This is a genomic window from Marinomonas sp. ATLA20 (genome assembly GCF_057180105.1).
Map to the genome: position 1 here is coordinate 666228 of NZ_JBXUKU010000001.1, position 25185 is coordinate 691412.

A 25185-nucleotide genomic window follows, 5' to 3' on the forward strand; every position below is an offset into this window, starting at 1 on the left:
CATGGGCTTAGCAATTTTATTGGGCATTTTTGCCTTGTTAACTGTGGTTGGTGTGCCAGTAGCGTTTGCATTAGGTATGGCTGCGATCAGTGCGTTTTGGTACGAAGGTTTGCCTCTAATGATTGGTTTCCAGCGCATTGTGGCTGGCATGTCTACTTTCTCTTTATTGGCTATTCCATTCTTTATTTTTGCCGGTGAGCTGATGCTGCACGGTGGTATCGCAGCACGTTTGATTCGCTTAGCGTCTGCCAGTGTTGGCTGGATGCGTGGTGGTCTTGGGCAGGTTAACGTCTTCTCTAGTATGTTGTTCGGTGGCATTTCTGGGTCAGCAGTAGCGGATGTGTCTGCGCTAGGGTCTTTGCTTATTCCTGTGATGAAGGAAAAAGGCTATGACGATGACTATGCCGTGAATGTAACAGTAAGCTCCTCTATTGCGGGGATCATGATACCACCTAGCCATAATATGATTTTATATGTGGTTGCAGCGGGTGGCGGTATCTCGGTTGCTAGCTTGTTTATTGCAGGTATTGTTCCCGGCATTTTGATGTGTTTGATGTTGGGCTTTGTGGCTCGTTGGATTGCGATCCGTAGAAACTTTCCAACGGAACAATTTGCGGGCTGGCGTTTTGTCTTTGTGGCGTTCATTGCCTCTTTCCCAGGCTTAATTACCGCGATCATTGTGGTAGGTGGCGCGTTATCTGGTGTCTTCACGGTGACTGAATCGGGGGCTATTGGTGCTTTATATGCAATACTCATTACAGCGCTTGTTTATCGTTCTTTAAGTTTAAAAGACTTCTGGGTTGCCGTTATCCGTTCCGTAAGAACAACGGGAATGGTGATGATTTTGGTGGGCTGTGCTGGCGCATTTGGTTACATGCTGGCTCTCTATGAAGTACCAAAAGTACTGGCGAGTGCGCTTACATCGGTTTCGGATAATCCGATAGTTATCTTTTTGCTAATGAACCTGATTTTGCTTTTGCTAGGCATGATTATGGACATGGCGGCACTAATTCTAATTTGTACCCCTATTTTCCTACCGGTTGCCGTTAGTTTGGGCATGGATCCGATTCAGTTTGGCGTCATGTTGATGATGAACTTAGGGTTGGGGCTTTGTACACCGCCTGTTGGTGGCTGTTTGTTTGTGGGTTGTGCCATTGGTGAAGTGCCAATACAAAGAGCAGTGAAAAGTATTTGGCCATTCTACTTGGCAATTTTGGCAGCGCTGATGCTGGTGACTTATATTCCTGCTGTGTCTATGACTTTGCCTGGATGGATTAACCCATAACGATAGGGTCATTGCTGTGGCCATAGGAGTAAAAATGAAACGTGTTTTGATCACTGGCGCTGCTGGCCATTTAGGTAATGTTATGCGTCCCCGATTAAATGATTGGGCGACAGAAATTCGCCTTTCTGACATTGCTAAAGTAGATGATTTAAAAGCGAATGAACACTTTGTGCAGTGCGATCTAGGGGATGCTGATACGGTTATCTCCCTAGTCGAAGGATGTGATGCGATTGTCCATTTTGGAGGAGTATCAACAGAGAATACGTTTGATAATATCTTAAATGGAAACATAAAAGGTGCTTACAATTTATATGAAGCCGCTAGGAAAAATGGTGTAAAGCGTATCTTTTTTGCTAGCTCCAATCATGTGGTTGGTTTTCATGATAGAGAAACACTTTTAGATGCCCACTGTGCAATGCGACCAGACAGTATGTATGGGCTATCGAAATGCTTTGGTGAGCTATTGGCACAGTATTATTACGATAAATTTGGTATTGAATCGGCAGTAGTTCGCATTGGTTCTTGTTTTCCCAAACCGAGTAACCGTCGCATGTTATCGACTTGGTTAAGTGAGGGGGATTTGTCAGACTTGATCAAAAAAGTATATGCCGCAGATCGATTGGGTTGCACGGTTATATATGGTGTATCTGATAACCCAAGCACGTGGTGGGATAACCGCTATGCCAAGTTTATAGGTTGGACACCAAAGGATTCGTCTGCGGTGTTTGAAAATGAAGCGTATTTACAAGAAGAGCAGGCCGATCCAAATGATCCAGCAGTCCGTTTTCAAGGAGGGGGATTTGCCTGCGCAGGGCATTTTGAAGATTAGCGTTACAACTTAGTTTATTTCGATTAAATCAAATCGGTTCTTAAGGTTTATTGCTCGATTTATTGGGCAGGGCTTTGTGCTGCCAAAATAAGAGCTTTTTACCCAAAAAATAACAAAAAAAGGATGATTCTATGACACTTTCTGTCGAGCGTATTCGAGCATCTCTTAGCGATGGTTTGCTTTCGTTTCCAATTACAGACTTTGATGAAAAAGGCCAATTTAACCCAGAAACCTATAAGGCGCGCATTGAGTGGTTTATTGAGCATGATGTGTCTGCTGTTTTTGTTGCGGGTGGTACAGGGGAATTTTTCTCTTTGGATTTAGCTGAATATAAACAGATTGTTAAAATTGCCGTTGAGACTGTGGCCGGGCGGGTACCTGTGATCGCCAGTGCGGGGCGGAGTGTTGCTGAAGCTAAGATGTTCGTTCTTGCCGCCGAAGAGGCTGGCTGCGATGGTATTCTCTTAATGCCTCCGTTTTTAACTGAGTGCCCAGAAGACGGTATTATTGAATATGCGTCTCAGATTATGCAAAGCAGTCCTATTCAGTTCATTTACTATAACCGTGGTAATGGTATTTTGGGTGCGGAAAATGTCAAATTATTGGCTGCGAATAACCCTAACTTAATCGCGTTAAAAGATGGTGTAGGTAATATTGCCGCCTTGAACGATACGATTAAAACAGTAGGCGATAGACTGGTTTACATCGGTGGTGTACCAACGGCGGAGATCTTTGCTGAGGCTTATCTTTCGATCGGCGTAAATACCTATTCGTCGGCGGTATTTAACTTTATGCCTGAAATGGCGAACCGTTTTTATAAGGCATTACGAGAGGGAAATAAAGCCGTCGTTACCTCTATTATTCAAGACTTCTTTATTCCATTTTGTCGTCTACGGGATGAGAAAAAAGGTTATGCAGTCAGCCTTATCAAATCAGGGGCATCAGCGATCGGTCGATCTGCAGGGGAAGTCAGAGCGCCTTTAACTATGCCGACAACAGAGCAAGAAGGTCGACTGAAAGCGTTAATCGACTCGAATAAATAGAGACCTTCAGTTGTTAGTTGATGTCTCTTAACTTTTAACAAAAAAAGCCGCTGTTCATAACAATATGAGCAGCGGCTTTTTTGCATTTTACTTTATTAGTAACTACTAGGCGGGTAAAACACCTAATTCCACTAAGCGTTCATGTAAATAGCTTTTTGCCGTATGGCGTTCGGAAAGCACGACTTCCGGCTTCGGATGTAAGAACAGAGGCAGAGAAATACGCGATTTGGTTTTGTCTGCGCCTTCTGGGTTTATTACACGGTGCGACGTTGATGGGAAATACCCACCAGAGGCTTCTTGCAGCATGTCGCCAATGTTGACGATTAATGTACCAAAGTCGCAAGGTACGTCCATCCAAGTGCCGTCTTTGGCTTTGACTTGTAACCCTGGCTCGTTGGCAGAAGGCAGTATCGTCAATAGATTAATGTCTTCATGGGCACCCGCTCGAATCGCGCCAAGTTCTTCATCACCTTTTAGTGGTGGGTAATGCAAGATACGCAGTAAGGTTTGCTGGCTATTTTCTACCATGCTGGAGAGCGGCTGCGTGTAATGCTTTGCCACGTCTACTGGAGAATGCTGTTCTACCCAAGCCAGTAGCTCTTCTGCCAAGCTGGTGGCTTCGCTATAATATTGCTCTAAAGATGGCTTCTGCTTAGCAGGGCATTGTCCCCAAGGGTAGTAGTGAAAGTATTCTTTTATATCTCGTTTGGTATGGCCTTTTGCTGTTTCAGCCGCTTTTGGCGAGAAGTAACCATCTTGTGGACCAACATTGTAGCGATAGTCGTATTTGCTATCGTCTGAGAAAAATTCTTGCCAATCTTTGTAGATAGCGCTAACGAGTTCTTTTTTGATTGGGTGGTTTTTAAGGACGCCAAAGCCTGTTTCACGAAGAGATTTTACAAAATCCTCTGCGGCGGTTGGGCTTGTGTAATCAATAGCTTGTAATTGCATGATTGTTTCCTATAGGCCAAATACTGGCTTTTTGTCTGAAATAGGTACCGTTTGATAATAGACGGATACAGTGAATTTTCGAGAACAATATAGGGAATCTAAGACGACCAACCACTGTGGAAAAAGTAGCGCAAATCGATGGTTTCGGCTTGGTAATGTTCAATCCATTGCGCCAGACTCATCCCATCTAGACGATCAAACATCTCGGCATAAGCCGATTGTGTTTGCACGTTTTTTGAAGATAGTAAGGGCATTACATGCCTCCGAAGCACGATAAATAGATACATTTAACCCTTAATTGAGGATTAAGGGTGCTAGTTTACTGCTTGAAATGTGAGTTTTGAAGGGATTCAGTAATAATTTGTAGTTTGGGGGTGGGCAAATGCTTCATTTGTCCTATACTGCAGAGGTCGGCTATTCTTATTTGCCGTCTTCTTATTGCTCTTCTCTATCTCTATATTTCGCCTCATTGGCGAGTTTTGTCTTAAGTTCAGGTACTTCTTAGGTTTTAGTAACTAGCGCGATCTTTGCGCTGTCATCAATTAAAGAGGGCTCATGACTATGAAAGCAATTTTCGATTCGTTTAAAAATCACTTTTTAATTTCTATGCCACACCTAGACGACCCACATTTTGAACATACTGTTATTTATCTTTGTGAGCACACCGAAGCGGGCGCTATGGGGATTATCATTAACCGTCCCTCAAATGTTGATTTTACCGAATTGGCAGATCACCTTGGCATTCGAATCAGCAGCCCACGCTTAACCTCTGAGCCAATTTACACCGGTGGCCCAATGGAGGCAGAGCGCGGCTTTATTCTGCACACCGCAGATAAAGTTTGGAGTAATACGTTGCGAGTGAACGATGAGGTTTCTTTATCTGCGTCGCTAGAAGCGTTGGAAGATATAGCACAAGGTACAGGACCAGAAGCGTTTCGGATTACACTAGGTTGCGCTGGCTGGGATGCGGGACAGCTTGAAACCGAGATTGCCAATAATGATTGGCTGGTATGCGAAGCGGATTTAGACGTATTATTTAACACACCAAGTGATATGCAATTTACCGCCGCAACACGCGTGTTGGGAATTGATATGACAAGACTTTCACCGGATATAGGACATGGTTAATGACAGGGTCAATCTCTACAGAAACATCGTTAGATGATAACCAGAAGCCCAATACTGTTTGCTCAGTATTGGGCTTTGATTTTGGCACGACACGCATTGGTGTTGCATTTGGTCAAAGTATTACTGGCACAGCTCAGCCGCTTGACCCGCTTAAAGCCAAAGAAGGTATTCCCAATTGGGATGAAATCACGCGTATCGTGACAGAATGGAAACCAGATGCTTTTGTGGTTGGCTTGCCACTTGACATGGATGGCTCAGAAAATGAGATGTGTCAACGGGCGCGCAAATTTGCGAAACGATTGCATGGACGTTTTAACCTTCCTTACCATATGATGGATGAACGGTTATCTTCATATGAGGCCAAGGGGCAGGTTATTGCTCGCGGAGGCAATCGTAACTTTAAAGAAAATTCGGTAGATGGTTTGGCCGCTCAAATGATTTTAGAGACTTGGTTTGCAGAGTCTTATTAAGGATTGTTTGCTTCACGGTGTTTTATTATGAAAAGGTTTGAGAAAACAATGAAGTTAGATTTAGAGCATTCCCTAGCGTCCATGAAAACGCAATTGGCAGAGTACTGTAAAAAGAACAACATCGAAGATGCCATTGTTGTTGGGATTCATACTGGTGGTGTTTGGGTGGCAGAGCGTTTGATGGAAGCCGTGCCAACAACAGAGCCTTTGGCGACCTTAGATATCACGTTTTATCGTGATGATTTTACTAAAGCGGGCTTGAACCCCAAGGTAAATCAAACCTTATTGCCAGCGATTGAAGATCGTCACGTAATCTTGGTCGACGATGTATTGATGTCTGGCCGTACGATTCGCGCGGCAATGAATGAAATATTTGATTTTGGCCGACCAGCAAGTATTACGTTAGCTATCCTTTACGATCTAGGTCAGCATGAGCTACCTATTGCTGCGGATATAGTAGGAGAGCATTTAGATCTCAATCCTGATCAAAGGGTTAAGTTGGCTGGGCCAGAAGTGCTTACCGTTTCTGTGATTGATACCCATTAATATGCAGAACAAAGCTTTATTTTTTGATGAACACGTACGACAATTAACGTATGGATAAGATTGACGACACTGTGGTTAAAAGAATGAGATCTCACCCAAAAAAATACGGTGAGACAATCGTTTAGTGTCATAAATGCCCGGCTGCAGTTACTCTGTACCGGGCATTTTCCTATCTGAGTATCCTATTTTAAATAGAGAAAGACGACACCATCGTCTTTGCAGTTTGAGGAAAGCAAACCATGATGCGATCCGAGCCTCGGGCATTACAGTTAAATGAATACGGGCAGCTTAAGCACTTTTTAACGCTGGATGGATTGGACAAAACCATTTTGACGGAGATTCTCGATCGAGCAGATTCTTTTCTCTCAATGGGAGAGCAATCGGTTAAGAAGGTACCGCTTCTACGCGGTAAAACCGTGGTGAACTTGTTTTTTGAAAACTCTACTCGTACTCGTACTACATTTGAATTGGCCGCCAAGCGGTTGTCGGCAGATGTTATTAATCTAAACATTGAAACATCAGCCACCTCGAAAGGGGAATCCTTACTGGATACTCTGAAAAACCTGGAAGCGATGCAAAGCGATATGTTTATTGTGCGTCATTCTGACAGTGGCGCCGCCCACTTTATTGCTGAACATTGCACGCCAAACGTGGCGATTATTAATGCCGGAGATGGACGTCACGCTCACCCAACACAAGCCATGTTAGACATGCTGACGATTCGTCGTCACAAAGGCAGTTTTGATGGCCTCAAGGTCGCTATTGTTGGTGATATTTTACATTCTCGTGTGGCGCGTTCACAGCTTCAAGCGCTGACTACTCTGGGTGTGAGTGACGTTCGTTTAGTCGGACCCAAAACCTTGGTGCCAAGTTTTTTTGCGGAAATGGGCGCAACCATTTGTCATGATTTAGAAGCGGGCATAAAAGATGTCGACGTTGTCGTGATGCTGCGTTTGCAGAAAGAGCGTATGAAAGGCGCTCTGTTGCCGAGTGAAAGCGAATTCTATCGTTTGTATGGTTTGACGGAAGAGACGCTTGCTTGGGCAAAACCTGATGCGATTGTTATGCACCCAGGTCCTATTAATCGTGGTGTCGAGATTTCTTCTGAAGTGGCTGATGGCGAGCATTCAGTTATCTTGGACCAAGTAACTAACGGCATCGCGGTGCGCATGGCTGTCATGTCGATGGCAATGAGTGGTCAGTTACAAAGTGATGATACGCCAGTCGCGAAGGATGAAAAATAACATGAAATTACGTATTCAAAATGGTCGTTTGATCGACCCTAGTCAAGATATTGATGCAGTAACGGATTTGTTTGTTGATAATCAAAAAATCGTTGCGATTGGTGACGCGCCAGCAGGCTTTGAAAGTGCTGAAGTGATAGATGCATCAGGCCAATGGATTTTACCCGGTTTGGTGGATCTTGCTGTGTCTCTTCGCGAGCCTGGTCAAACTCAAAAAGGCAGTATTGCTACCGAAGGTCGCGCCGCTGTATCTGGTGGTGTTACGACCTTGGTTTGTCCTCCTGATACGCGCCCAATTGTTGATACGCCAGCTGTGGCTGCGCTTATTCAAGACAAGGCTGACGATGCAGGCATGGCCAATGTGTTTCCGCTTGGCGCCCTAACACAAGGACTGGAAGGTGCGCAGCTGAGTAACATGGTTGCTTTGACCGATGCCGGTTGTATTGCTTTATCGAATCACCGTCATCCAATGGCAAGCACTAAGGTGCTGTCGCGTGCGCTTGAATATGCGGCGACACATGATTTGTTGGTGGTTTTTCATCCTGATGAATCCAGCCTTTCAGAAGGTGGTTGTGCCCATGAAGGCTTGATGTCGACCATGCATGGTTTGGCCGGGATTCCTGAAGAAGCAGAAACCATTGCTCTGATGCGTGATTTATTGCTGGTGGAAAAAACCGGTGTACGAGCACACTTTGCTCGATTGTCTTGTGCTAAGTCGGTTGAGATGATTGCCGATGCCAAAGCGTCTGGATTAGATGTCACCGCTGATGTTGCTGTGCATAACCTTTTGTTGAATGATCAAATGCTCAATCGTTTTGATGGTCATTATCATGTGCTGCCACCACTTCGTAGTGATGAAGACCGTTTGACCTTGATCGAAGGTATTAAAGCAGGAGTTATTTCTGCCATTTGTTCCGATCATCAGCCTCATGAAAAAATGGCGAAAATTGCGCCGTTTGCGGCAACAGAGCCGGGTATGGCCAACGTTGAAATATTATTGCCTTTGGCTATGTTGCTTATGGATGAAGGGGATTTAGACTTTTCGACCGTTTTGACTTGTTTAACATCTGGTCCAGCGGCTTGCTTTGGTTTAGAGGCGGGGTCTTTGTCGGTAGGGAGTTTTGCTGACTTTATTTTGTACGACAGCACCGCACGTTGGACTTGGTCTTATGAAGGTCGCAAGACAAAAGGTCATAACTCGCCTTACTTTGGTGATGAGTTCGTTGGGCGTGTGACGTCTACTTATATCTCAGGTCAACGAGTCTATCAGACTGTTTAAGCCCAATAGTAAGGCCTATTGAGAGTTTTTCTTTCACTTGGCCTTACTATTTCTTTACTTTTCATATCAGCCAGTTAATCTAGTTTGAATTACGGATTATTATGGTTTCAGTATTTTATGCCAATCGACTCTTTAAATTCATTGCTCAAGGAACAGCAGGTCTTGCAGTCTCGTGTTGCATATCTTGAAAAAGAGCGAGACTTTATAAAGAGCTTGTACAGCGACATGCCTCAAACGCTTCAGGTGATCGCCAATGGGTCTTTGTTAAGCACCTCGCTTAATCGCTTTAAAAATAAAATGCAAAGCCAACTGCCCAATGCATACTGCCTTTTTATTATTTGTGATAAAGAGTGCTTGCAGTGGCGTTTGCAATATACCGATTCTATTAATGATCAATTGCTCAATTCTAATAGTCAGTTAAGTACCATTCCTCAAGCGTTAGTTACTTTTGCAGCAAGCCCGTCTTGCCCGAAGCGTCACGACATTGATATTCAGAGTGCATCAGGCTGGAAGCATTGGTTACCTTTTTTAAAGGATCATGCGTTTTCTGATGTGTCTATGGTCAGTGTGTCGGATAGCCAAGGCTCTATTTATCTGATGTTGGCATTTCAGCGTGAAGATGCTCGTCTAGAAAGTGAGTTAATGGCGCTTGCGCTAGAGAGTTATGCCACTTGGTTAAGTGCTGTCTTTGAAAGAGAAAAAGCGGACTACTTACTATTAGAGGACAGTCATAGAGACCCAACTACGGGGTTGTTACGTCGTTACAGTTTTGATAACAGTTTTGGAATTGTATTAAAAGATTCTCGTCGCCACTTTCAGCGCGCAGCATTACTTTCTCTTCGATTGTTGTCTTCTTCAAAAGCGAGCGATGCTGACTTGAAACTATTGGCAGAAGTAATGAGCGAGACAGTTCGAGATAATGATCTTATTGCTCATTACGATGAACGTGAGTTAGTCATGGGGATTCGTATTCAGCATTTAGAAGACGCTGAAATCGTGGCTAAGAAATTATTGAAATCACTCAACTCGGCTAAGTTTTCAGGTAATCGTTTAATACGAGAAGGCTTGTCTATCGGTATTGCTTTCTATCCTGAGCACTCATCGCTGGAAGCGCTTCATCAAGCCGCTTTATTCGCTGCAAATTCTTTAAAAAATACATCAGGCTACCTCCTTGAGTTTCACGGTGAATGTTATAAATCGAGCGCGGACTTTTATTCGTTGTAAGTCTTGCTTAAAGCCTGTCTTTTAGAGTGCTCTATGTTAGCTTTTTTCTGCCTTTTAAAAAGATGCTATGATGCGTCTCCAGTGCTTTCCTGAGGTACGATTCATGGATTCACTCGTTATATCTTGATAACAGCGGAGCGTGGCGCGAAATGTCGATTGAAGTTGAAAGCAACGAAGCACAAGAGATTAAAGTCAATTTAGCGAGAGTTTCTCAGCAGGTTGAACAGCTTGAGCAGCAGTACCAGCGAAAGGCGGGTAGTGTGCGATTGTTAGCCGTCAGTAAAACAAAACCCTTGTCAGCACTTGAAGCCGCTTACGATGCCGGTCAGCGAGCCTTCGGAGAAAACTATGTGCAGGAAGCCGTGGATAAATACCACGCGCTAGCACACTTGTCGGGTGTTGAATGGCACTTTATTGGACCTATTCAGTCTAATAAATCTCGTTTGATCGCAGAAACCATGCATTGGGTTCACTCCATAGATCGTGAAAAAATTGCTCGTCGGCTTAGCGAACAGCGTCCTGACGATTTGCCAGCGTTGAATGTTTGTATTCAAGTTAATATTAGTGGTGAAGATACTAAGGCGGGAGTGACTTTATCTGAGTTAAATGACATGGTGGCGTTGGTGACAGAGCTGCCTAATTTACGTCTTCGCGGATTAATGGCAATTCCCGCACCACAGGATAATCATGATGCACAATGTGCAGTGTATGAACCTTTGGCTCAGGCTTTTGTTGAATTATCCAAATCCGATAGCATGATAGATACCTTGTCCATTGGAATGTCTGGAGATTTACCAGCGGCCATTGAATCTGGTAGTACTATGGTTCGTGTTGGAACAGCGATTTTCGGCGAGCGAGACTATTCCGCTAAAGCGTGATTCGATGAAAGCACGAATGATTTTGCATCTCAAAAAACGTTTGAATAAGTAGATGACAATTTGTCTGCTTAAATGATGAAAGAATAGGATATAAAATGACACCAAGTATCGCCTTTATCGGCGTGGGTAATATGGCAAGAGCGATTTTTAGTGGCATGTTAGCAAGCGGCTATCCTGCGGACAAAATTATCGGTACGTCTAGAACGCCAGAAAAACGTGATTATTACCATGAACAATACGGTATCACCATGCTGGCAGATAATGACTCGGCCGTGAGCCAGGCGGATGTTGTGGTGTTATGCGTTAAACCAGCTCAAATGCAGGCCGTGGTAGAAGACTTTTCAGATCAGGTACGAGAAGAACAATTGTTTATTTCTGTTGCTGCGGGTATTGATATAGATTCATTGGCTTATTGGTTAGGAAAGCCGGCCGCTGTGGTTCGTAGTATGCCAAATACGCCATCGCAAATTGGCGCGGGTATGACGGGCTTGATAGCCAATGCACACACGAGTAACGAGCAAAAGGGTTGGGTAAGTGAGTTGTTTTCTAGTATTGGCAGCTCTGTTTGGGTTGAAAATGAAGACCACATGCATACAGTAACGGCCTTGTCTGGCAGTGCACCAGCGTATTTCTTTCGCTTCATTGAAGCCATGGTTAAAAATGCTAAAGACCAAGGGCTGGATGAAGCTACAAGTCGTGAGTTGGCCAGCAATGCCATGTTTGGTGCAGCACGAATGGTAATGGAAATAGACGAGCCTATTGCTCAACTGCGTAAAAATATCACCTCGCCAAATGGAACAACCGAGCAAGCTTTGTTGTCTTTTGAAGCCGCTGATATTGATAAAATAGTCGCAGATGCAATGACGGCCTGCGTGAACCGATCTAAAGAAATGGCGGCAGACTTTTCCGCCAAGAAAGACTAATTAAGGACATAGACACTATGTATTCCGATCCATTTGTTATGCTCGTAAAGGTAATTTGTAACCTTTACTTATTTATTGTGTTGCTGCGTTTGGTGCTTCAACTAACACGCGCAGATTTTTATAACCCCATTAGCCAAGGTATTGTGAAGGCGACTAGTCCAATCATTTTACCTTTGCGAAAAGTCATTCCTGCCATTGGTCGTTTAGATACCGCTTCTCTTGTATTGGCGTTTGCAGTGCAGTTATTGACTGTTTTCTTTGTTGTGATGCTGAAAGGTGTGGCTATATCACCGACTAGCTATGCTATTTATACAGTGGCTGGCACTCTGTACCATTTGTTGGATCTGTATTTTTGGGCAATGCTAATTTCGGTTATCCTAAGTTGGGTTGCACCAGGCGCAAACCATCCAGGCGCTATGTTGGTTGGTCAGATTACCGCGCCTTTATACCGTGCTTGCCAGCGGGTGATTCCGACCTTGGGCGGATTGGATTTATCGCCAATTTTTATCTTCTTGGCGATTTCTTTTTTGAAGCAAGTATTGGCACCGTATAGTATTTAATACAATAACAAGATTGGAGCCGCGTTGAATAAACCATCATCGCGTTCCATCGAATTGAGAACAGGGGCGTATTCCTATATGATGCGACCCCTAAACGGGAATTAGCACAGACAAAAGTCGTTAGCTACCTGACTCGTTCTCCCTATTAATTTTTTGGATGAAAGCTATGAGTACGATTGCGGTTTATCCGGGGACTTTTGACCCTATTACAAACGGCCACACGGATTTGGTTGAACGCGCATCAAAGCTATTTGGTAAGGTTATCGTAGCGGTAGCTGCGAGCCCTAAAAAGCGTCCAGCGCTGTCCCATGAATTGCGTATATCATTGGCGAAAGAAGTATTGGGCCATTTGCCTAATGTGGAAGTGGTTGGTTTTGATAACTTGCTAACCGAGTTTACTCGCTCTGTCAGTGGCAAAGTAGTCATTCGTGGCTTGCGTGCTGTTTCTGACTTTGAGTACGAGTTCCAGTTAGCCAATATGAACCGTGCGATTGCGCCGGATGTAGAAAGCATCTTCTTGACGCCTTCTGAAAAGCACTCTTATATTTCATCAACATTAGTACGCGAAATTGCGTCTTTAAATGGTGATTTTGGCCAGTTCGTTAACCCAGAAGTAAAACGTGTTCTGCAAGAACATTATAAAACGATTTAGTTTCTGTTTTTTTAAGTCCCGCTGCTTAATACCTTGATAAGTAAGGCAGCGGTTTTAGGAGAGAAGAATGTCTCTTATTATTACCGATGAATGCATTAACTGTGATGTTTGTGAGCCTGAGTGCCCGAACGAAGCTATTTCTCAGGGTGACGAGATTTACGTGATTGAACCATCAAAATGTACTGAGTGCGTCGGGCATTTTGATGAGCCTCAATGTCAGCAAGTGTGTCCTGTTGATTGCATCCCTTTGGATCCTAATCGCAAAGAAACAGAAGAGCAGTTAATGGAAAAATACCTAACGCTCACAGGTCAACTTTAGTCTATAGGTCGTTGCTACCATCGAAATAAATAGCTATATCTTCCTAGCTGGAATACTGTTTTTAGTCAGTATTCTGGCCAGTTCTTTTACTGTTCGTGTCGGCTTACCTTTATTGCTTGTGTTTCTCGGGATGGGAATGTTAGCGGGCGAAGAGGGAATAGGCCGACTAGACTTCGACAACCCAAGCCTTGCCTTTTTTGTTGGTAACCTCGCTTTAGCCGTCATTCTTTTAGATGGTGGTATGCAGACCAAAACCAGCACCTTCCGCGTTGCCTTATGGCCGTCTTTATCGCTTGCTACCTTAGGCGTTGTGATCACTACAGCCTCTGTTGGGGCGTTTGCCGCTTGGCTTTTAGAGGTTAAGCTAATTTACGGTTTGTTGCTTGGTGCCATTGTTGGTTCGACAGACGCGGCAGCCGTTTTCAGCTTATTGCGTAACAGTGGTGTGAAACTGAATGAGCGTGTGGGCGGTACACTCGAAATAGAGTCCGGTGCCAATGATCCAATGGCCATCTTGCTGGTGGTGATGCTGACTGGGCTTTTGCAAAGTGCAGAGGCATTGAGTATTTGGACTTTCTTAGGCCAAATGATCCAGCAGTTTGCGATTGGTGGTGTCTTAGGTTTGATTGGTGGCAAGCTGCTGCTCATGATTCTACGTCGTGTGCCTTTAATCGAAGGTTTGTATGCGCTGCTTATTATTTCTTTTGGTTTGGCCGTATTCTCTGGCGTAAACATGATTGGCGGCAGCGGCTTTCTGGCGGTATATCTGGTTGGTTTGACGGTTGGCAACGGTCGAATTAAACAGCAAGATGCCATATCACAAGTGATGGATGGTTTGGCTTGGTTGGCGCAAGCTGGCATGTTCTTGTTGCTCGGTTTGTTGGTGACGCCATCTAGCCTTTTGACTCACGGTTGGCAAGCAGTGGCGATCGCCACCTTTTTGATTTTTATCGCTCGTCCTTTGGCGGTTATGGTGTGTTTATTGCCATTTGATTTCCGTTTGCGTGAGCGTATTTACATTAGTTGGGTTGGCTTGCGTGGTGCCGTGCCGATTGTTTTGGCGCTTTACCCTGTTATCGCGGGTCTTTCTAATTCCGAATTGTTGTTCGAAATTACCTTTACTGTAGTGCTCATTTCCTTGTTACTACAAGGATCAACGGTGCCACAAGTGGCACGATGGTTAAAAATCGTTGTTCCTCCAGCGCCTGCCCCAACGACACGTTTCTCATTGATCAATGACACTGATTCGGATCACTCTTTAGAGTTGTATGAGTTTTTGGTTCAAGCGGAAGGTGTTCGAATTCCTGCGGCGATAGTGCAGAATGTCCCTAGCGCGACGGTTTCTACGCCCCAGCTTGTTTCCCTCGTGAGAGATCAAAAGCCGATTGTCGTGAATGCGGATACGGAACTGAAATCCGGCGATAAAATTTGGATGCTGTTGCATCCCGGTGATGTAAACGACGTCGCGCAGATCTTTTCACATAAAGCGTCTTCGTCTTTCTTACTGCAGAACTTCTTTGGTGAATTTGCTATTCGTGGTGATGCATCTTTGATTGATTTAGCGAAAGTGTATGGTGTGCCGATGGATGGTATTGATGAAGCCGACACCGCCGCAGAACTGTTGCAACGTCAGCTTGGTAAGAATCTGGTCGTCGGTGACCGAGTACGCTTTGGTAATATTCGTCTAACCATTCGACAAATGAATGGCAATCAGATCGAAATGATTGGCCTTAAACTGCAAGATAAACAAGCCTGAGACTTTCGCACGACAGCTATACTGGCTATATCGTGGCAAAGTCTCAGCTAAAGTCCTTAGAGCTACACTTTTTTAATCATTAAAAAACTGACTAATTTCGGCTAACGACGGAATTTCCTGATCGTCGTTGATAAGCACAATCAGTCCTTGCGCCTCGATAACAGAATAGGTTTGCGGATGGGTGATAATGTCCCCATTTTGGTTAACATAACCAAGCGCAGTGCCGACATCTTTTTGAATTAACGTAGTGACAACTTTCGCCCAGGTCACGCCAGTTACTTCCACATCAAGACGAATCGTATGGTCGCCTTGGTGGCGAAACAAATCTTCCAACACTTGTTCAGTCCCTGGAGCTATTAGTGATCGCACTAGCATCTCAGGATAGGCTCTCACAGGCCGTATAACGGCGTTTGCGCCTGCGGCCTTGAATCGTGGTCGGTTTGAATCGTTAATCGCCTCAGCCATAACAAACGCCGATGTATTTAGCGCTTGAACTCTATGTAAGGCATCAAAAGTTAAGCTATCACAATAACTGTCCTGAGGGTCTTGGCAAAGCACAATGATGTATTTCGCCTTATGAGTCCCCGCTGATTCCAGCATGCCATCTTCGAGCGCATCGCCTGTGTGATGAACCACCCCTAGGGACCTTAAATCAAGCGGCAAGCCTTCAGGAAACGCGTGCGTTAATATTTGGATCGGAATGTCGACTAGCTCTGGTGTTTGGTTAATCTGATTGATCAGAAGGCCTAAATAGCGTTCTGCATCGTGCTTTGGTGTATTGATGATAAGTATGTGGTCTTGCATGTCGTCCCATCTCATACGGCCTTTGATACGCATTTCTTTGCGGATTAGCCTGATTTCAACATAGTCACTGGCGATCTGTGCGAGCAGGGTGATTCCCATGCCATAAATTAAGACAATGGTGGAAAATTGTCCCCAAAAAGTCGCTGCAGAAATATCACCATAACCTGTGGTACTGGCTGATGTCATGGTTAGCCAGAAAGCTTGCCACCAATTTAAATCTTCAAAGAACACCATCGCCAAACTGTGCAGCACGATCACACCGGCTAACAGTACAAGGCGTTTTTTTAAATCGCCTGTTTCGTGCAAGTGTACTTTTTTTCGAAATTGACGACGGCTGTTTTTTTTCTTCAAGAGCAGTGAAAGAGAATTCATCGTACCTCTGTTGGTTATTCGCTATCGGCTGGCATAGCATAACCTAGCTGACGCCAAGATTCGTACACCATAACAGCAACGGTATTGGATAGGTTCAAGCTACGAGAATTTGCTTGCATCGGCAAACGTAAACGCTGAGCGGGCGGCAAGGCTTCAATAAACTCCGCTGGCAATCCGCGCGTCTCAGGGCCAAAAACCAACACATCATTTTCAGCAAAGCTTGCTTCACTGTGCGTATGGCTGCCTTTTGTCGTCAATGCGTAGATAGTACCAATCTCGTTTTGATCAACAAAGGCCTGAAAATCTGGGTAGCGTTTTAGGCGCGTGAACTCATGGTAATCTAACCCAGCTCGACGTAATTTCTTATCTTCAAGCTCAAAGCCAAGCGGCTCGATAAGATGAAGGTGATAGCCCGTATTGGCACACAATCGAATAACGTTGCCCGTGTTAGGCGGAATCTCTGGTTGGTAAAGTACAATATGAAGCATTGGTTTATCTCCTTGATATAGGAAGATAATACCAGACGAGCAGAAGAAACTAAGTTTTTAATTTTTTTTCAAAAAAACTATTGACCAAAAAAAAGGTTTCTCTATAATACGCCCCACTTGCCCAGATAGCTCAGTCGGTAGAGCAGAGGATTGAAAATCCTCGTGTCGGCGGTTCGATTCCGTCTCTGGGCACCATGATTAAAAAGAAAGCCTGCTATTTTTAGCAGGCTTTTTTTTGGTCAGAAATGGCTCGCACATATTCATAGTCATTTTTCTATTTGCCCAGATAGCTCAGTCGGTAGAGCAGAGGATTGAAAATCCTCGTGTCGGCGGTTCGATTCCGTCTCTGGGCACCATTTCTAGTATTCCCAAATTTCTTCCTGTAGGTTCACACTTTTCTTAGGGCTGAAATTATCATCTTCTAGGTTTATTGGTTCTTTATGTGTAATAAAAGGGACCCAGATGAATTGAGGAATTTTTTGTTTTGGAGGTCGGTTATTCATTAATCGCTTCTTTGGCTAGTATCGTGCCGTGTCCATTTTGGAATTCGACAAAAGCGTGAATAAGTCTTTCTGTATTGGGTTCTTGAATGATGGGGGTCAGCGGGATAAGGGCGTTGGCGATTTTTCCAAATGTCTGTAGGTCAACACCAAAGCTTTCTTTAAGCGGGGTGTCGTAGTCTCCGCCGTTCTCTATTAAGTCGTCTGTTTCGCGAGTAGTGAGGCCGAGAATCTTTTCTGCGAGTCTTTGTATGTGAATTCGTTCCATATAGATATCCTTATTCTTAAGTGGCAGGTTAGGGCTAATAAAAAACCCCTCATGGAGAGGGGCTTTTAGGAGAGTTCTTGCAATGCTACAACTAGACTTTCTTGAGAATTTCCCATATTTGCAACAGCATATTTTGACGGCGAGCTATTTTTTTCGCTCGTAACAGTTACTTCTTGATCTATAATATCGGGCATCACGATTGACAGCGCTTTTAACGTTTTAATATGTGATGATATTCTAATCAATTGGCATTGAATTAAATTATGCTCGTTGCTGCTCATTGGGTTCCATCCTCTTTTAGCCTATCCTCCTATATTGAACGATTTTTGCTACTTGTCAAATTTTGTATATTATAATATACAAAAATATGTTTAGAAGTTGCTAACCACGTATTTTACACCGAAATAGTTTGCAAGCTTATTCATGTTGGTTATGCATATAGCACGCTTCTCTCTGTGGAATTGATGAATGTACGCTTGGCTAATGTCCGTATATTCCGCTAACATACGGTAGCTTCCTTTTCGTTTTCTACCGTTGATAATGTTACTGCTTGAAGTGAATTTGGTGATTTTTTCTCTGAGTTGTTCTTCAAGCTCATCTACACCGACAGCGTGGTACTCTGTGGTCGTGTTTAAATCAAATGAAACGCCTGTTTTTCCCTTTTCTTGGATTTCCATGGTGCTCTCCTATTTGCCGAATCGTAAATATGGCCACGCTTTGTTTGAGTCTTTAAATCCTAGTCCGTTAAAGCCGCTGTGGTGGAATCGTAATGTGCCAAAAATTAAATCCCAAAGGGCTAACGGGCTGTAGTTGTATTTATGTAGCCCTTTTTGGTGATGGATAATATGCTGTTCTGGAATTTGAATGATATAGCCAAGTGGGCGTATCCAGCGAGGCAGTTTAATATTGGCGTGATGGAAGGTTTCTAATATGCCTTCTATCACTAGAGCAATTGCGACGGCATTGGCACTGACATCCAAAATAATTTTACCCAATGTAAACAATATGACGGTGTTTACCACCATTTCTAATGGGTGCCTATAAAATGCCACGCGACTGTCCATGTGAGAAGTGCTGTGGTGCATTTTATGTAGATATTTCCATGCTGTTGGTATCGCGTGCTTTGCTCTGTGAGCCCAGTAGTTAACAAGTGAATAGATAAGATAGAAGATTATACCTTCTATAAGGGGATCTTCATTTATTTCTATGCCTATTCCGGCAATATTTATCCACCCAAAAAACATTATTTGGGCGAATATTGCTCCAATACTCATTAAGAAACACAGCATGGAGCTAAATCCCTTTTGTGTTTGCCACTGTTTGTTGGGGAAGATCCTTTCTAGTAGAAAGCTAATCAAGAAAAAAATTGCTTGTATTGTGATCAGGTTGGTAATGAACATTTCAAATCTCCTTTTATAATGGAGACTTGAGGCTACTACTATCGACTTTTTTTAATCATGCCTTTTGTTAATCTAATGGCATCTTTAAAAAATTAGCGCCAATTTGAGCGCTTTTTTTTGCAAATGAAATTTAGAGCATATGAAAAGGTATTATTCTCTCAAATTCTGATCTTGCTTTAGTTTGTAGCAGCTGTCTTATGGTTCGATTACAAATTTTTTCATTCAGCGAATGCGAACATACCTTATGTAATATCTCTAAAAGGTGTTGAAAGCTGGCTGTATGATCAAAAAAACTCCTTAAATGTACTCTGTTATTTTATAAATGAAGACATTATTCTGCTTGTACTCTAACAAATACAATTTCTCTGATACCCGTGATCCCTATCACTAAAAAATGTATGGTTCGCCTTGTTCAACGATGAAACCTGCATCAGATTGTCCTAAAAAAGCTCATGGCATTTTATGCTGTTTTTATGTCAGGTCTTCAATTTAGTGATCTGACCGTTCTGTCACCTTCTTTATCATCAGCAAACTTGGATTAAACTCTTACTTCAAATGCTTGTTTCATTTTTAGCACGGACCAAGCTATCCATGCTAATTTATTCGCAAGAGCCATCACAGCAATATGAAGTAGATTTTTTGCTCGCAATTCCATGACTTTTAACTTCGATACAATCGCACTAGCTTCATGAATTCAGAGTGTCGTGAAACAGGCCTGGTCAAGCAGCTAAATGTCGTCCATTTTTAGACTCGCTGATGTTTAGAATATCAGATAAACATTGCGCGGCTGTCAATGTCCTACACCTAGTATCGCTCATGATATTCTATTAACTCTTCCATAAGCATAGTGGAACGGGATGTTTTTCTCTGTCAACCATTAGAGCAGTGATTTTATTTTGCTATGGCCTCTCGATAGACTTAGTCCAAACTCTAATAAAAGAGCGCCTATCTGTAACATGCAGGCTGTTCGTTATTTGATATAACTCGAGCTTATTCTATGGGTGGTGGCGGTCATTTGAGCTTCTTCGAATTTAATACAGACGAAACACATGTTTGGACGCATTGCCGCTTCCGTAATAGCGTCCGCATCAATGTAGTCATTTTTATTGGTTTTTAAGTGAGTTTTTACGTAGTGAGGAGGAATGAGCCTGACGTCATTACCAAGTTGTTGGAATTGATGGCCCAGCGAATGGAAAAAACTACAGGATTCCATAGCACAATGGTTATTGAAGGGGTGAGGTGGTCTAGTGATTTAGCTCGTGTAAGGCGTTTTCTGTATTGCTCTTGTCCAGCATGATCATGTTAAGCATGATGGTTTACCTCTTTGTTTAGCCTACCCTAAGTATACAGGGGGGATCTAATTAAACCCTGAAGCGTGTGTGTCACTGGAAGGCCTTGTTGATCACAGCTATTTGATGTTGTCTTTCGCTGCAGGTGAATGCGTCATTCGATATTGACAGAAAAAATGAATCGAGTAGTAATCGTGCGGATTCGGCATAGGGAGGAAGCTTGCTAAGTTCGATGTTTTTGCCTATGACTTCGTTTGCAATGCTTGGAAAAAAGTACCTTAACTAAAAGGCAGTTACACAGAATTTCTTATAGTCTCCCGACTTAAAAAAACCTAAGCGGCAAAGACTACTGGTCATGTTGTTGCGACTATTACTCAGTCGAGCGGCACCTTCCCCGTGATTAATAGTAAATAGAATATCGGGGCGGTTATAAAATGTAATATATATCAATGTTTTAGAGAATAAATTCAATCTAGATTGAGCCTTAATCTCAAGCTCATACAAGGAAGTTACAAGTGTCTTCTGAATTCGTTGTTAGTAAAGAGGTTGGCGTGAACGTTTTTAAGGAAGAGGTATATCTAAACCAACTTTGACATTGGCCATCACAACATTTGAATGAAATTTAAGGATGCTTTCATCATCTAAAAACAGCTCTTGTGTGATGATGTCGTATCTATGCATGCTTTTGGCTGCAATAACTAAAATGAAATCATTCTTGCCTGCAACATAATAAGATTGCTGCACTTCTGGGTAGTTTTTTGTCTTGTTTTTGAAGTTGTTGATGGCTGAAGTCCCGCCTTGCACTAATACGACTTCAACAATTACTAATATGTGACCACTTAATTCAGAGGGATTAAGTATGGCTATTTCTTTTTCTATCACACCGGACTGTCTTAACGCTTTTAGCCTTCTTTGTACGGCCGTAGCAGAGAGTCCTATTTGTAGTCCTATGTCCTCAGTCGTTTGGCGGTTGTTATTTTGTATTATTTTCAAAATTTGATAGTCAAAAGAATCCATGCGCAGAAAATCCTCAACAAATTAAAATATATGCAGCTAATACGCTAATTTTTGTGTGTTTAGCAGCGTGTCGGTTTTAGTGTGCACTTAAAATGGAGAAAAACCAATTGAGGAGTGGTGTGATGGAAATTAAAACGAAAGATATTATTTTGGGGGTATGTATGGGGTTGGTTGCGTCATTAATTTGGGGTGGCTGGCCTGTAATATCGAAATTGGCACAAATGCAAAATGTTACTTCTATAGAGATTACCATTTTACGCTTTGGTTTTTCAGGTGTGATCTTATTGCCTGTTTTATTTTATTACTCGGTTTCATTGCGGTTGCTTTGTACTAAGGGTGTTGTTTTGGCTGTTGGAGCAGGAATGCCTTATGTTTGGTTGGCGATGGAAGGAATAACTCTTTCGTCTAGTGCGCACTTTGGGATTATTGCGCCGAGTTGTATGTTGGCTTTTTCGACATTGGGTAGCGTGTTTTTGTTGTCGGAAACCTTAACTCGTCAGCGCTTAATTGGTGTTTTGATGATTATCTTGGGGGTGTTGTTTGTAGGTTTGAGTAATTTTGGCCGAATGGACGCTCAAGTTGCTTTAGGGGACTTAATGTTTGTAGGGTGTGGTGCATTGTGGGCTAGTTTTACTTTGTTTAGTAAATATTGGGGGCTGAAGGCGTGGGTTGCAACGGCGATGGTTTCAGTGGTGTCTGGCTTGGTTTGTTTGCCTCTTTATGTTGTTAATCAGGATGCTTTATTTGCGCATTTATCTATCTCTACGCTGTTGGTACAAGGAGCTTTTCAAGGAGTATTAGTAGCGATTTTTGCTCTGTATAGTTATTCCAAAAGTGTTTCTCTTTTAGGTGCTGCGAAAGGAGCTGTGTTCGCGGCACTTGTGCCTCCTTTTGCGCTTTGCTTAGGTGTTATTATTCTGCATGAAGTGGTTACTTGGATTGAAGTGACGGGGATTATATGTGTTGTCTTAGGGATGTTATTTGCGTTGGGGTTGATGAAAGTGCAATCTTTTAGAAAAAGGTTGCCTGCAAAAGCATAGTTAAGATGGATGTAATTTTGTTGGATTGATCATTTTTTTAACAAAAGAATTGCTCAATGGGTTGGCTTATGGGAAAATGCGCGCCGCTATATCCTCGGTATGGGATTTTTTTGATTCATAAGGAATCATGCTCCGCCTGAGGAAGTGAAACACTTCCAATAATCTTTCTGGATAGCAAAAGGTATTTAATTATGTCTCGCGTATGTCAAGTTACTGGGAAACGTCCTATTACAGGTAATAACGTTTCTCACTCAAAACGCCGTACTAAGCGTCGTTTTCTTCCTAACCTTCATTGGCACCGTTTTTGGGTCGAAGGTGAAAACCGCTACATCCGTTTACGTGTATCTTCTAAAGGTATGCGTATTATCGATAAAAAAGGTATTGAATCAGTTCTTGCTGAAATTCGTGCCAACGGCGAAAAAGTATAAGGATCTGAATCATGGCTTCTAAAGGCGCTCGCGATCTAATTCGCATGGTATCTTCTGCTGGTACTGGTCACTTTTACACAACTGACAAGAACAAGCGAAATACTCCTGACAAACTTGAAATGAAAAAGTTTGATCCAGTTGTACGTAAGCACGTTATGTACAAAGAAGCGAAAATTAAATAATTTTTGTTTCTTGTCAAAAGGAACCGACTCATTGAGTCGGTTTTTTTATATCTAGTAAAAGATAGTAATAGAAATACTTTGTTCGATTGGTCAGTATGGTTTGTATCTTTACATGACACAGAACCCACATGAGATTGTGCGATGATCTTGTTTGAGGATTCTCTGGAGGGTTGCCTATGCCTGAATTGCCGGAAGTAGAAACCACGTTACGTGGTATTGAGCCCAAGTTATTAGGGCGTACTCTTGCTAGGGTGGATATTCGTCAGCCTAAATTACGTTGGATGATCACACCTGAGCTAAGTTCTGAAATGGTTGGGGAGAACATCACTCACCTTTCTCGTCGCGGAAAGTACATTGGTATTCATACTTCAAAAGGCACCTTGATTGTTCATCTTGGTATGTCTGGTAGTTTGTATTTTGTGCCTGCCGAGACGCCGCCATTGTTTCATGATCATGTGGATTTTTGCTTCGCCGATGATGATGTATGGTTGAGATATACGGATCCTCGTCGCTTTGGTGCCATTCTGTGGACAACGGAAGATTGGAACGAGCATGAGCTTATTAAGCATTTAGGCCCAGAGCCGCTATCAGAGCTTTTTAATACTGACATGCTGTACGCAAGAGCGAAGGGGCGCAAAGTGCCCATTAAGACCTTTATCATGGACAGTAAGGTGGTTGTGGGTGTTGGGAATATTTATGCCAATGAAGCGCTATTTAAAGCGGGTATTCGCCCTGATCGTTTGGCCGGTAAAATAAGCAAGGCTCGTTTAGCCCGTTTGGTCGAATGCATTAAAGTGGTGCTGGCAGCCGCCATTAAACAGGGCGGAACCACTCTAAAAGACTTTGTAGGTGGTGACGGAAAACCTGGTTATTTTAAGCAAGAGTTGGCTGTTTACGGTAGAGCAGATAAGGCTTGTATTGTGTGTAGTGCGCCACTGAAAGAAATACGTCAAGCTCAGCGTAGCACGGTTTTTTGTGTGAACTGTCAATCTTGAAAGCTTGTTCCTTGTCTATATGGAAATGGCGGCACAAGAATTGCTATTTATCAGTGTTAATTGCAGTGTTAATTAAATCGCCATAGCGGAAAAAGATTTTTTTATTAGCGATATGCGTAAAAATATCGCTTAAAATGTGCAGATTACATTGCGGTATTCTGCTAATCGGTTTATTTTTGACCAGTTAGGCAGGGTTTATAATTGTCTAGACTAAATTACATATATTAAGAGGAATTGGAATGAAAGCTGTCTTTCTTGCGTCCGTCACGGCATTAGCTATTTCATCAACTGTAGCTCATGCCGCAACAGAACCTGCGGTTGTTTATGATCAAGCGGGTAAATTCGATAAGTCTTTTAATGAAGGCGTTTACAATGGCGTTAAAGAGTACACGGCTGAGACGGGTATTCAGGTTCGAGAGTTTGAACCTAAGAACGAAGCGCAAGTAGAGCAAGGTCTACGTCGCCTTGCAAAACGTGGTTATTCTCCAATTGTTACGGTTGGTTTTAACATGACGTCTGCGGTTGAGAAAGTAGCGAAAGATTTCCCTGAAATCAACTTTACTATCATTGATGGTGTTATCGATCTTCCGAACGTTCAGTCTGTTGTTTTTAAAGAGCAAGAAGGTTCTTTCCTAGTGGGCGCTTTGGCGGCCATGGCATCTAAAACCAATACAGTCAGCTTTGTCGGTGGGATGGATATTCCTCTGATTCGTAAGTTCGCGTGTGGTTATGAGCAAGGTGTTAAATATCAGTCTTCTAGTGCCACTGTATTGCAAAATATGACGGGTTCTACAGGCGCAGCGTTTAATGATCCAACAAAAGGGTCTGAATTGGCAAAAAGTCAGTTTTCTAAAGGTTCTGATGTGGTTTTCGCAGCAGCGGGTGGTACAGGTATTGGCGTATATCAAGCGGCAAAAGATGATGGCAAATTGGCGATTGGTGTAGATTCAAACCAAAACCACATTCAGCCAGGCACAATGCTAACCTCTATGGTTAAACGTGTAGACCAAGCAGCTTACAAAACGTACAAAGATGCCGCTGCAGGAACTTGGAAGCCAGGAATGGTTGTTCTAGGTTTGGCTGAAGGTGGTGTTGATTGGGCGCTAGATGACAACAATGCGAGTTTAATTACAGCTGATATGAAAGCAAAAATGAAAGACATTCGCGCAAAAATCGTCAGCGGTGAAATCAAAGTTCACGATTACATGTCAGATAACACTTGTAACTACTAAGTTGCATCAAAAAACAGTTACTTACACAGCGTAGGTAACTGTTTTTTTTGTTCTAGTGTGTTCCATTTTAAGCAGATGAATTA

At 43.0% G+C, this 25185-nt stretch carries 29 protein-coding genes, 2 tRNA genes and 1 pseudogene; 22 read left to right on the forward strand and 10 right to left on the reverse strand.

Annotated elements, in window-relative coordinates:
• Position 1: 1 nt before the first annotated feature.
• The 3 genes from AC2A4J_RS02975 (at position 2) to AC2A4J_RS02985 (ending at position 3157) form a co-directional block, all read left to right on the forward strand.
• On the forward strand, positions 2-1285 hold the full coding sequence (locus AC2A4J_RS02975; RefSeq protein ID WP_484174865.1) for a TRAP transporter large permease: 1284 nt from the start codon (positions 2-4) through the stop codon (positions 1283-1285).
• A gap of 34 nt (positions 1286-1319) precedes the next feature.
• Complete coding sequence (locus tag AC2A4J_RS02980) at positions 1320-2114, forward strand: NAD-dependent epimerase/dehydratase family protein (RefSeq protein WP_441805175.1); 795 nt, start codon at positions 1320-1322, stop codon at positions 2112-2114.
• A 131-nt stretch (positions 2115-2245) separates the two neighbouring features.
• The gene (locus tag AC2A4J_RS02985; protein WP_255827763.1) at positions 2246-3157 is read left to right on the forward strand and encodes a 5-dehydro-4-deoxyglucarate dehydratase; all 912 of its coding nucleotides are present in this window, start codon (positions 2246-2248) and stop codon (positions 3155-3157) included.
• Between the two features lie 105 nt (positions 3158-3262).
• Here AC2A4J_RS02985 and AC2A4J_RS02990 read toward each other — a convergent pair whose 3' ends face one another.
• Both AC2A4J_RS02990 and AC2A4J_RS02995 read right to left on the reverse strand, forming a co-directional pair.
• A complete protein-coding gene (locus AC2A4J_RS02990) occupies positions 3263-4108 on the reverse strand; it encodes an isopenicillin N synthase family dioxygenase (RefSeq protein ID WP_484174866.1) in 846 nt (281 codons plus the stop codon).
• Between the two features lie 98 nt (positions 4109-4206).
• Positions 4207-4362: a hypothetical protein gene (locus AC2A4J_RS02995; RefSeq protein WP_484174867.1), complete on the reverse strand. Its 156-nt coding sequence runs from the start codon at positions 4360-4362 to the stop codon at positions 4207-4209.
• A 301-nt stretch (positions 4363-4663) separates the two neighbouring features.
• Between AC2A4J_RS02995 and AC2A4J_RS03000 the strand changes: the two genes are divergently transcribed.
• From AC2A4J_RS03000 to AC2A4J_RS03055, 12 genes are all read left to right on the forward strand, one after another.
• Entirely contained in the window at positions 4664-5236 is a 573-nt protein-coding gene (locus AC2A4J_RS03000) for a YqgE/AlgH family protein (protein WP_255827766.1), read from the forward strand.
• Positions 5236-5706 (forward strand): Holliday junction resolvase RuvX, encoded by a 471-nt coding sequence (gene ruvX / locus AC2A4J_RS03005; protein ID WP_255827767.1) that lies wholly within the window; start codon positions 5236-5238, stop codon positions 5704-5706. Before AC2A4J_RS03000 ends, ruvX begins: the two co-directional genes overlap by 1 nt.
• Before the next feature lie 48 nt (positions 5707-5754).
• On the forward strand, positions 5755-6252 hold the full coding sequence (gene pyrR, locus AC2A4J_RS03010) for a bifunctional pyr operon transcriptional regulator/uracil phosphoribosyltransferase PyrR (protein ID WP_484174868.1): 498 nt from the start codon (positions 5755-5757) through the stop codon (positions 6250-6252).
• 239 nt (positions 6253-6491) lie between these two features.
• On the forward strand, positions 6492-7496 hold the full coding sequence (locus AC2A4J_RS03015; RefSeq protein ID WP_255827769.1) for an aspartate carbamoyltransferase catalytic subunit: 1005 nt from the start codon (positions 6492-6494) through the stop codon (positions 7494-7496).
• Position 7497: 1 nt separating this feature from the next.
• Positions 7498-8775 carry a dihydroorotase gene (locus tag AC2A4J_RS03020; RefSeq protein ID WP_484174869.1) on the forward strand — a complete coding sequence of 426 codons (1278 nt, stop codon included), beginning with the start codon at positions 7498-7500 and terminating at the stop codon, positions 8773-8775.
• Positions 8776-8892: 117 nt separating this feature from the next.
• Positions 8893-9999, forward strand: coding sequence for a diguanylate cyclase domain-containing protein (locus tag AC2A4J_RS03025; RefSeq protein ID WP_484174870.1), 1107 nt, complete (start codon positions 8893-8895; stop codon positions 9997-9999).
• A gap of 149 nt (positions 10000-10148) precedes the next feature.
• Positions 10149-10877 carry a YggS family pyridoxal phosphate-dependent enzyme gene (locus AC2A4J_RS03030; RefSeq protein WP_484174871.1) on the forward strand — a complete coding sequence of 243 codons (729 nt, stop codon included), beginning with the start codon at positions 10149-10151 and terminating at the stop codon, positions 10875-10877.
• A gap of 95 nt (positions 10878-10972) precedes the next feature.
• Entirely contained in the window at positions 10973-11800 is an 828-nt protein-coding gene (gene proC / locus AC2A4J_RS03035; RefSeq protein WP_484174872.1) for a pyrroline-5-carboxylate reductase, read from the forward strand.
• A gap of 17 nt (positions 11801-11817) precedes the next feature.
• Positions 11818-12360: a YggT family protein gene (locus tag AC2A4J_RS03040; protein ID WP_484174873.1), complete on the forward strand. Its 543-nt coding sequence runs from the start codon at positions 11818-11820 to the stop codon at positions 12358-12360.
• A 166-nt stretch (positions 12361-12526) separates the two neighbouring features.
• Positions 12527-13012, forward strand: coding sequence for a pantetheine-phosphate adenylyltransferase (coaD, locus tag AC2A4J_RS03045; protein WP_113917486.1), 486 nt, complete (start codon positions 12527-12529; stop codon positions 13010-13012).
• Positions 13013-13079: 67 nt separating this feature from the next.
• A complete protein-coding gene (locus AC2A4J_RS03050) occupies positions 13080-13331 on the forward strand; it encodes a YfhL family 4Fe-4S dicluster ferredoxin (protein ID WP_148834327.1) in 252 nt (83 codons plus the stop codon).
• A 25-nt stretch (positions 13332-13356) separates the two neighbouring features.
• A complete protein-coding gene (locus AC2A4J_RS03055; protein WP_484175087.1) occupies positions 13357-15087 on the forward strand; it encodes a potassium/proton antiporter in 1731 nt (576 codons plus the stop codon).
• Between the two features lie 72 nt (positions 15088-15159).
• Here AC2A4J_RS03055 and AC2A4J_RS03060 read toward each other — a convergent pair whose 3' ends face one another.
• Together AC2A4J_RS03060 and trmL are read right to left on the reverse strand one after the other, a co-directional pair.
• Positions 15160-16263, reverse strand: a complete 1104-nt coding sequence (locus tag AC2A4J_RS03060; RefSeq protein ID WP_484174874.1) for a potassium channel family protein — start codon at positions 16261-16263, stop codon at positions 15160-15162.
• A gap of 14 nt (positions 16264-16277) precedes the next feature.
• Positions 16278-16751 (reverse strand): tRNA (uridine(34)/cytosine(34)/5-carboxymethylaminomethyluridine(34)-2'-O)-methyltransferase TrmL, encoded by a 474-nt coding sequence (gene trmL, locus AC2A4J_RS03065; protein WP_072838830.1) that lies wholly within the window; start codon positions 16749-16751, stop codon positions 16278-16280.
• Between the two features lie 119 nt (positions 16752-16870).
• Between trmL and AC2A4J_RS03070 the strand changes: the two genes are divergently transcribed.
• Positions 16871-16946: transfer RNA gene (locus AC2A4J_RS03070), tRNA-Phe, on the forward strand.
• An 85-nt stretch (positions 16947-17031) separates the two neighbouring features.
• Positions 17032-17107, forward strand: a tRNA-Phe gene (locus AC2A4J_RS03075).
• A 139-nt stretch (positions 17108-17246) separates the two neighbouring features.
• On the opposite strand, the gene AC2A4J_RS03080 is transcribed toward AC2A4J_RS03075, so the two are convergent.
• From AC2A4J_RS03080 to AC2A4J_RS03105, 6 genes and pseudogenes are all read right to left on the reverse strand, one after another.
• Positions 17247-17519 (reverse strand): hypothetical protein, encoded by a 273-nt coding sequence (locus AC2A4J_RS03080; protein WP_484174875.1) that lies wholly within the window; start codon positions 17517-17519, stop codon positions 17247-17249.
• Between the two features lie 65 nt (positions 17520-17584).
• Positions 17585-17800 (reverse strand): hypothetical protein, encoded by a 216-nt coding sequence (locus AC2A4J_RS03085; RefSeq protein ID WP_484174876.1) that lies wholly within the window; start codon positions 17798-17800, stop codon positions 17585-17587.
• Between the two features lie 90 nt (positions 17801-17890).
• Entirely contained in the window at positions 17891-18196 is a 306-nt protein-coding gene (locus tag AC2A4J_RS03090; protein WP_484174877.1) for a helix-turn-helix domain-containing protein, read from the reverse strand.
• A gap of 9 nt (positions 18197-18205) precedes the next feature.
• Positions 18206-18919, reverse strand: coding sequence for a sterol desaturase family protein (locus AC2A4J_RS03095; RefSeq protein ID WP_484174878.1), 714 nt, complete (start codon positions 18917-18919; stop codon positions 18206-18208).
• A gap of 538 nt (positions 18920-19457) precedes the next feature.
• Positions 19458-20221 (reverse strand): annotated as a pseudogene (locus AC2A4J_RS03100) (transposase); the annotation flags it as partial.
• 548 nt (positions 20222-20769) lie between these two features.
• A complete protein-coding gene (locus tag AC2A4J_RS03105) occupies positions 20770-21225 on the reverse strand; it encodes an Lrp/AsnC family transcriptional regulator (RefSeq protein WP_484174879.1) in 456 nt (151 codons plus the stop codon).
• Between the two features lie 122 nt (positions 21226-21347).
• On the opposite strand from AC2A4J_RS03105, the gene AC2A4J_RS03110 reads away from it, so the two are divergent.
• The 5 genes from AC2A4J_RS03110 to AC2A4J_RS03130 all read left to right on the forward strand — a co-directional run bounded on the left by AC2A4J_RS03110 (position 21348) and on the right by AC2A4J_RS03130 (position 25102).
• Positions 21348-22265, forward strand: a complete 918-nt coding sequence (locus tag AC2A4J_RS03110; protein ID WP_484174880.1) for a DMT family transporter — start codon at positions 21348-21350, stop codon at positions 22263-22265.
• A 191-nt stretch (positions 22266-22456) separates the two neighbouring features.
• On the forward strand, positions 22457-22693 hold the full coding sequence (gene rpmB / locus AC2A4J_RS03115) for a 50S ribosomal protein L28 (RefSeq protein WP_011978458.1): 237 nt from the start codon (positions 22457-22459) through the stop codon (positions 22691-22693).
• Positions 22694-22704: 11 nt separating this feature from the next.
• Complete coding sequence (gene rpmG, locus AC2A4J_RS03120; RefSeq protein WP_011978459.1) at positions 22705-22875, forward strand: 50S ribosomal protein L33; 171 nt, start codon at positions 22705-22707, stop codon at positions 22873-22875.
• A 176-nt stretch (positions 22876-23051) separates the two neighbouring features.
• The gene (gene mutM, locus AC2A4J_RS03125; protein WP_484174881.1) at positions 23052-23870 is read left to right on the forward strand and encodes a bifunctional DNA-formamidopyrimidine glycosylase/DNA-(apurinic or apyrimidinic site) lyase; all 819 of its coding nucleotides are present in this window, start codon (positions 23052-23054) and stop codon (positions 23868-23870) included.
• A gap of 239 nt (positions 23871-24109) precedes the next feature.
• The gene (locus AC2A4J_RS03130) at positions 24110-25102 is read left to right on the forward strand and encodes a BMP family lipoprotein (RefSeq protein ID WP_484174882.1); all 993 of its coding nucleotides are present in this window, start codon (positions 24110-24112) and stop codon (positions 25100-25102) included.
• Positions 25103-25185: the final 83 nt, after the last annotated feature.

Excerpts from the sequence above, each read along its gene's own strand:
- AC2A4J_RS03050 (WP_148834327.1), top strand. The coding sequence starts at position 13,080 with ATGTCTCTTATTATTACCGATGAATGCATTAACTGTGATGTTTGTGAG.
- AC2A4J_RS02995 (WP_484174867.1), bottom strand. The coding sequence starts at position 4,362 with ATGCCCTTACTATCTTCAAAAAACGTGCAAACACAATCGGCTTATGCC.
- AC2A4J_RS03060 (WP_484174874.1), bottom strand. The coding sequence starts at position 16,263 with ATGAATTCTCTTTCACTGCTCTTGAAGAAAAAAAACAGCCGTCGTCAA.
- proC (WP_484174872.1), top strand. The coding sequence starts at position 10,973 with ATGACACCAAGTATCGCCTTTATCGGCGTGGGTAATATGGCAAGAGCG.
- AC2A4J_RS03130 (WP_484174882.1), top strand. The coding sequence starts at position 24,110 with ATGAAAGCTGTCTTTCTTGCGTCCGTCACGGCATTAGCTATTTCATCA.
- AC2A4J_RS02975 (WP_484174865.1), top strand. The coding sequence starts at position 2 with ATGGGCTTAGCAATTTTATTGGGCATTTTTGCCTTGTTAACTGTGGTT.
- AC2A4J_RS02985 (WP_255827763.1), top strand. The coding sequence starts at position 2,246 with ATGACACTTTCTGTCGAGCGTATTCGAGCATCTCTTAGCGATGGTTTG.
- AC2A4J_RS03105 (WP_484174879.1), bottom strand. The coding sequence starts at position 21,225 with ATGGATTCTTTTGACTATCAAATTTTGAAAATAATACAAAATAACAAC.
- AC2A4J_RS03000 (WP_255827766.1), top strand. The coding sequence starts at position 4,664 with ATGACTATGAAAGCAATTTTCGATTCGTTTAAAAATCACTTTTTAATT.
- rpmB (WP_011978458.1), top strand. The coding sequence starts at position 22,457 with ATGTCTCGCGTATGTCAAGTTACTGGGAAACGTCCTATTACAGGTAAT.
- AC2A4J_RS03080 (WP_484174875.1), bottom strand. The coding sequence starts at position 17,519 with ATGGAACGAATTCACATACAAAGACTCGCAGAAAAGATTCTCGGCCTC.
- AC2A4J_RS03025 (WP_484174870.1), top strand. The coding sequence starts at position 8,893 with ATGCCAATCGACTCTTTAAATTCATTGCTCAAGGAACAGCAGGTCTTG.
- AC2A4J_RS03085 (WP_484174876.1), bottom strand. The coding sequence starts at position 17,800 with ATGAGCAGCAACGAGCATAATTTAATTCAATGCCAATTGATTAGAATA.
- pyrR (WP_484174868.1), top strand. The coding sequence starts at position 5,755 with ATGAAGTTAGATTTAGAGCATTCCCTAGCGTCCATGAAAACGCAATTG.
- AC2A4J_RS03030 (WP_484174871.1), top strand. The coding sequence starts at position 10,149 with ATGTCGATTGAAGTTGAAAGCAACGAAGCACAAGAGATTAAAGTCAAT.
- AC2A4J_RS03110 (WP_484174880.1), top strand. The coding sequence starts at position 21,348 with ATGGAAATTAAAACGAAAGATATTATTTTGGGGGTATGTATGGGGTTG.
- AC2A4J_RS03040 (WP_484174873.1), top strand. The coding sequence starts at position 11,818 with ATGTATTCCGATCCATTTGTTATGCTCGTAAAGGTAATTTGTAACCTT.
- trmL (WP_072838830.1), bottom strand. The coding sequence starts at position 16,751 with ATGCTTCATATTGTACTTTACCAACCAGAGATTCCGCCTAACACGGGC.
- AC2A4J_RS03015 (WP_255827769.1), top strand. The coding sequence starts at position 6,492 with ATGATGCGATCCGAGCCTCGGGCATTACAGTTAAATGAATACGGGCAG.
- AC2A4J_RS02990 (WP_484174866.1), bottom strand. The coding sequence starts at position 4,108 with ATGCAATTACAAGCTATTGATTACACAAGCCCAACCGCCGCAGAGGAT.
- coaD (WP_113917486.1), top strand. The coding sequence starts at position 12,527 with ATGAGTACGATTGCGGTTTATCCGGGGACTTTTGACCCTATTACAAAC.
- AC2A4J_RS02980 (WP_441805175.1), top strand. The coding sequence starts at position 1,320 with ATGAAACGTGTTTTGATCACTGGCGCTGCTGGCCATTTAGGTAATGTT.
- rpmG (WP_011978459.1), top strand. The coding sequence starts at position 22,705 with ATGGCTTCTAAAGGCGCTCGCGATCTAATTCGCATGGTATCTTCTGCT.
- ruvX (WP_255827767.1), top strand. The coding sequence starts at position 5,236 with ATGACAGGGTCAATCTCTACAGAAACATCGTTAGATGATAACCAGAAG.
- AC2A4J_RS03090 (WP_484174877.1), bottom strand. The coding sequence starts at position 18,196 with ATGGAAATCCAAGAAAAGGGAAAAACAGGCGTTTCATTTGATTTAAAC.
- AC2A4J_RS03095 (WP_484174878.1), bottom strand. The coding sequence starts at position 18,919 with ATGTTCATTACCAACCTGATCACAATACAAGCAATTTTTTTCTTGATT.
- AC2A4J_RS03020 (WP_484174869.1), top strand. The coding sequence starts at position 7,498 with ATGAAATTACGTATTCAAAATGGTCGTTTGATCGACCCTAGTCAAGAT.
- mutM (WP_484174881.1), top strand. The coding sequence starts at position 23,052 with ATGCCTGAATTGCCGGAAGTAGAAACCACGTTACGTGGTATTGAGCCC.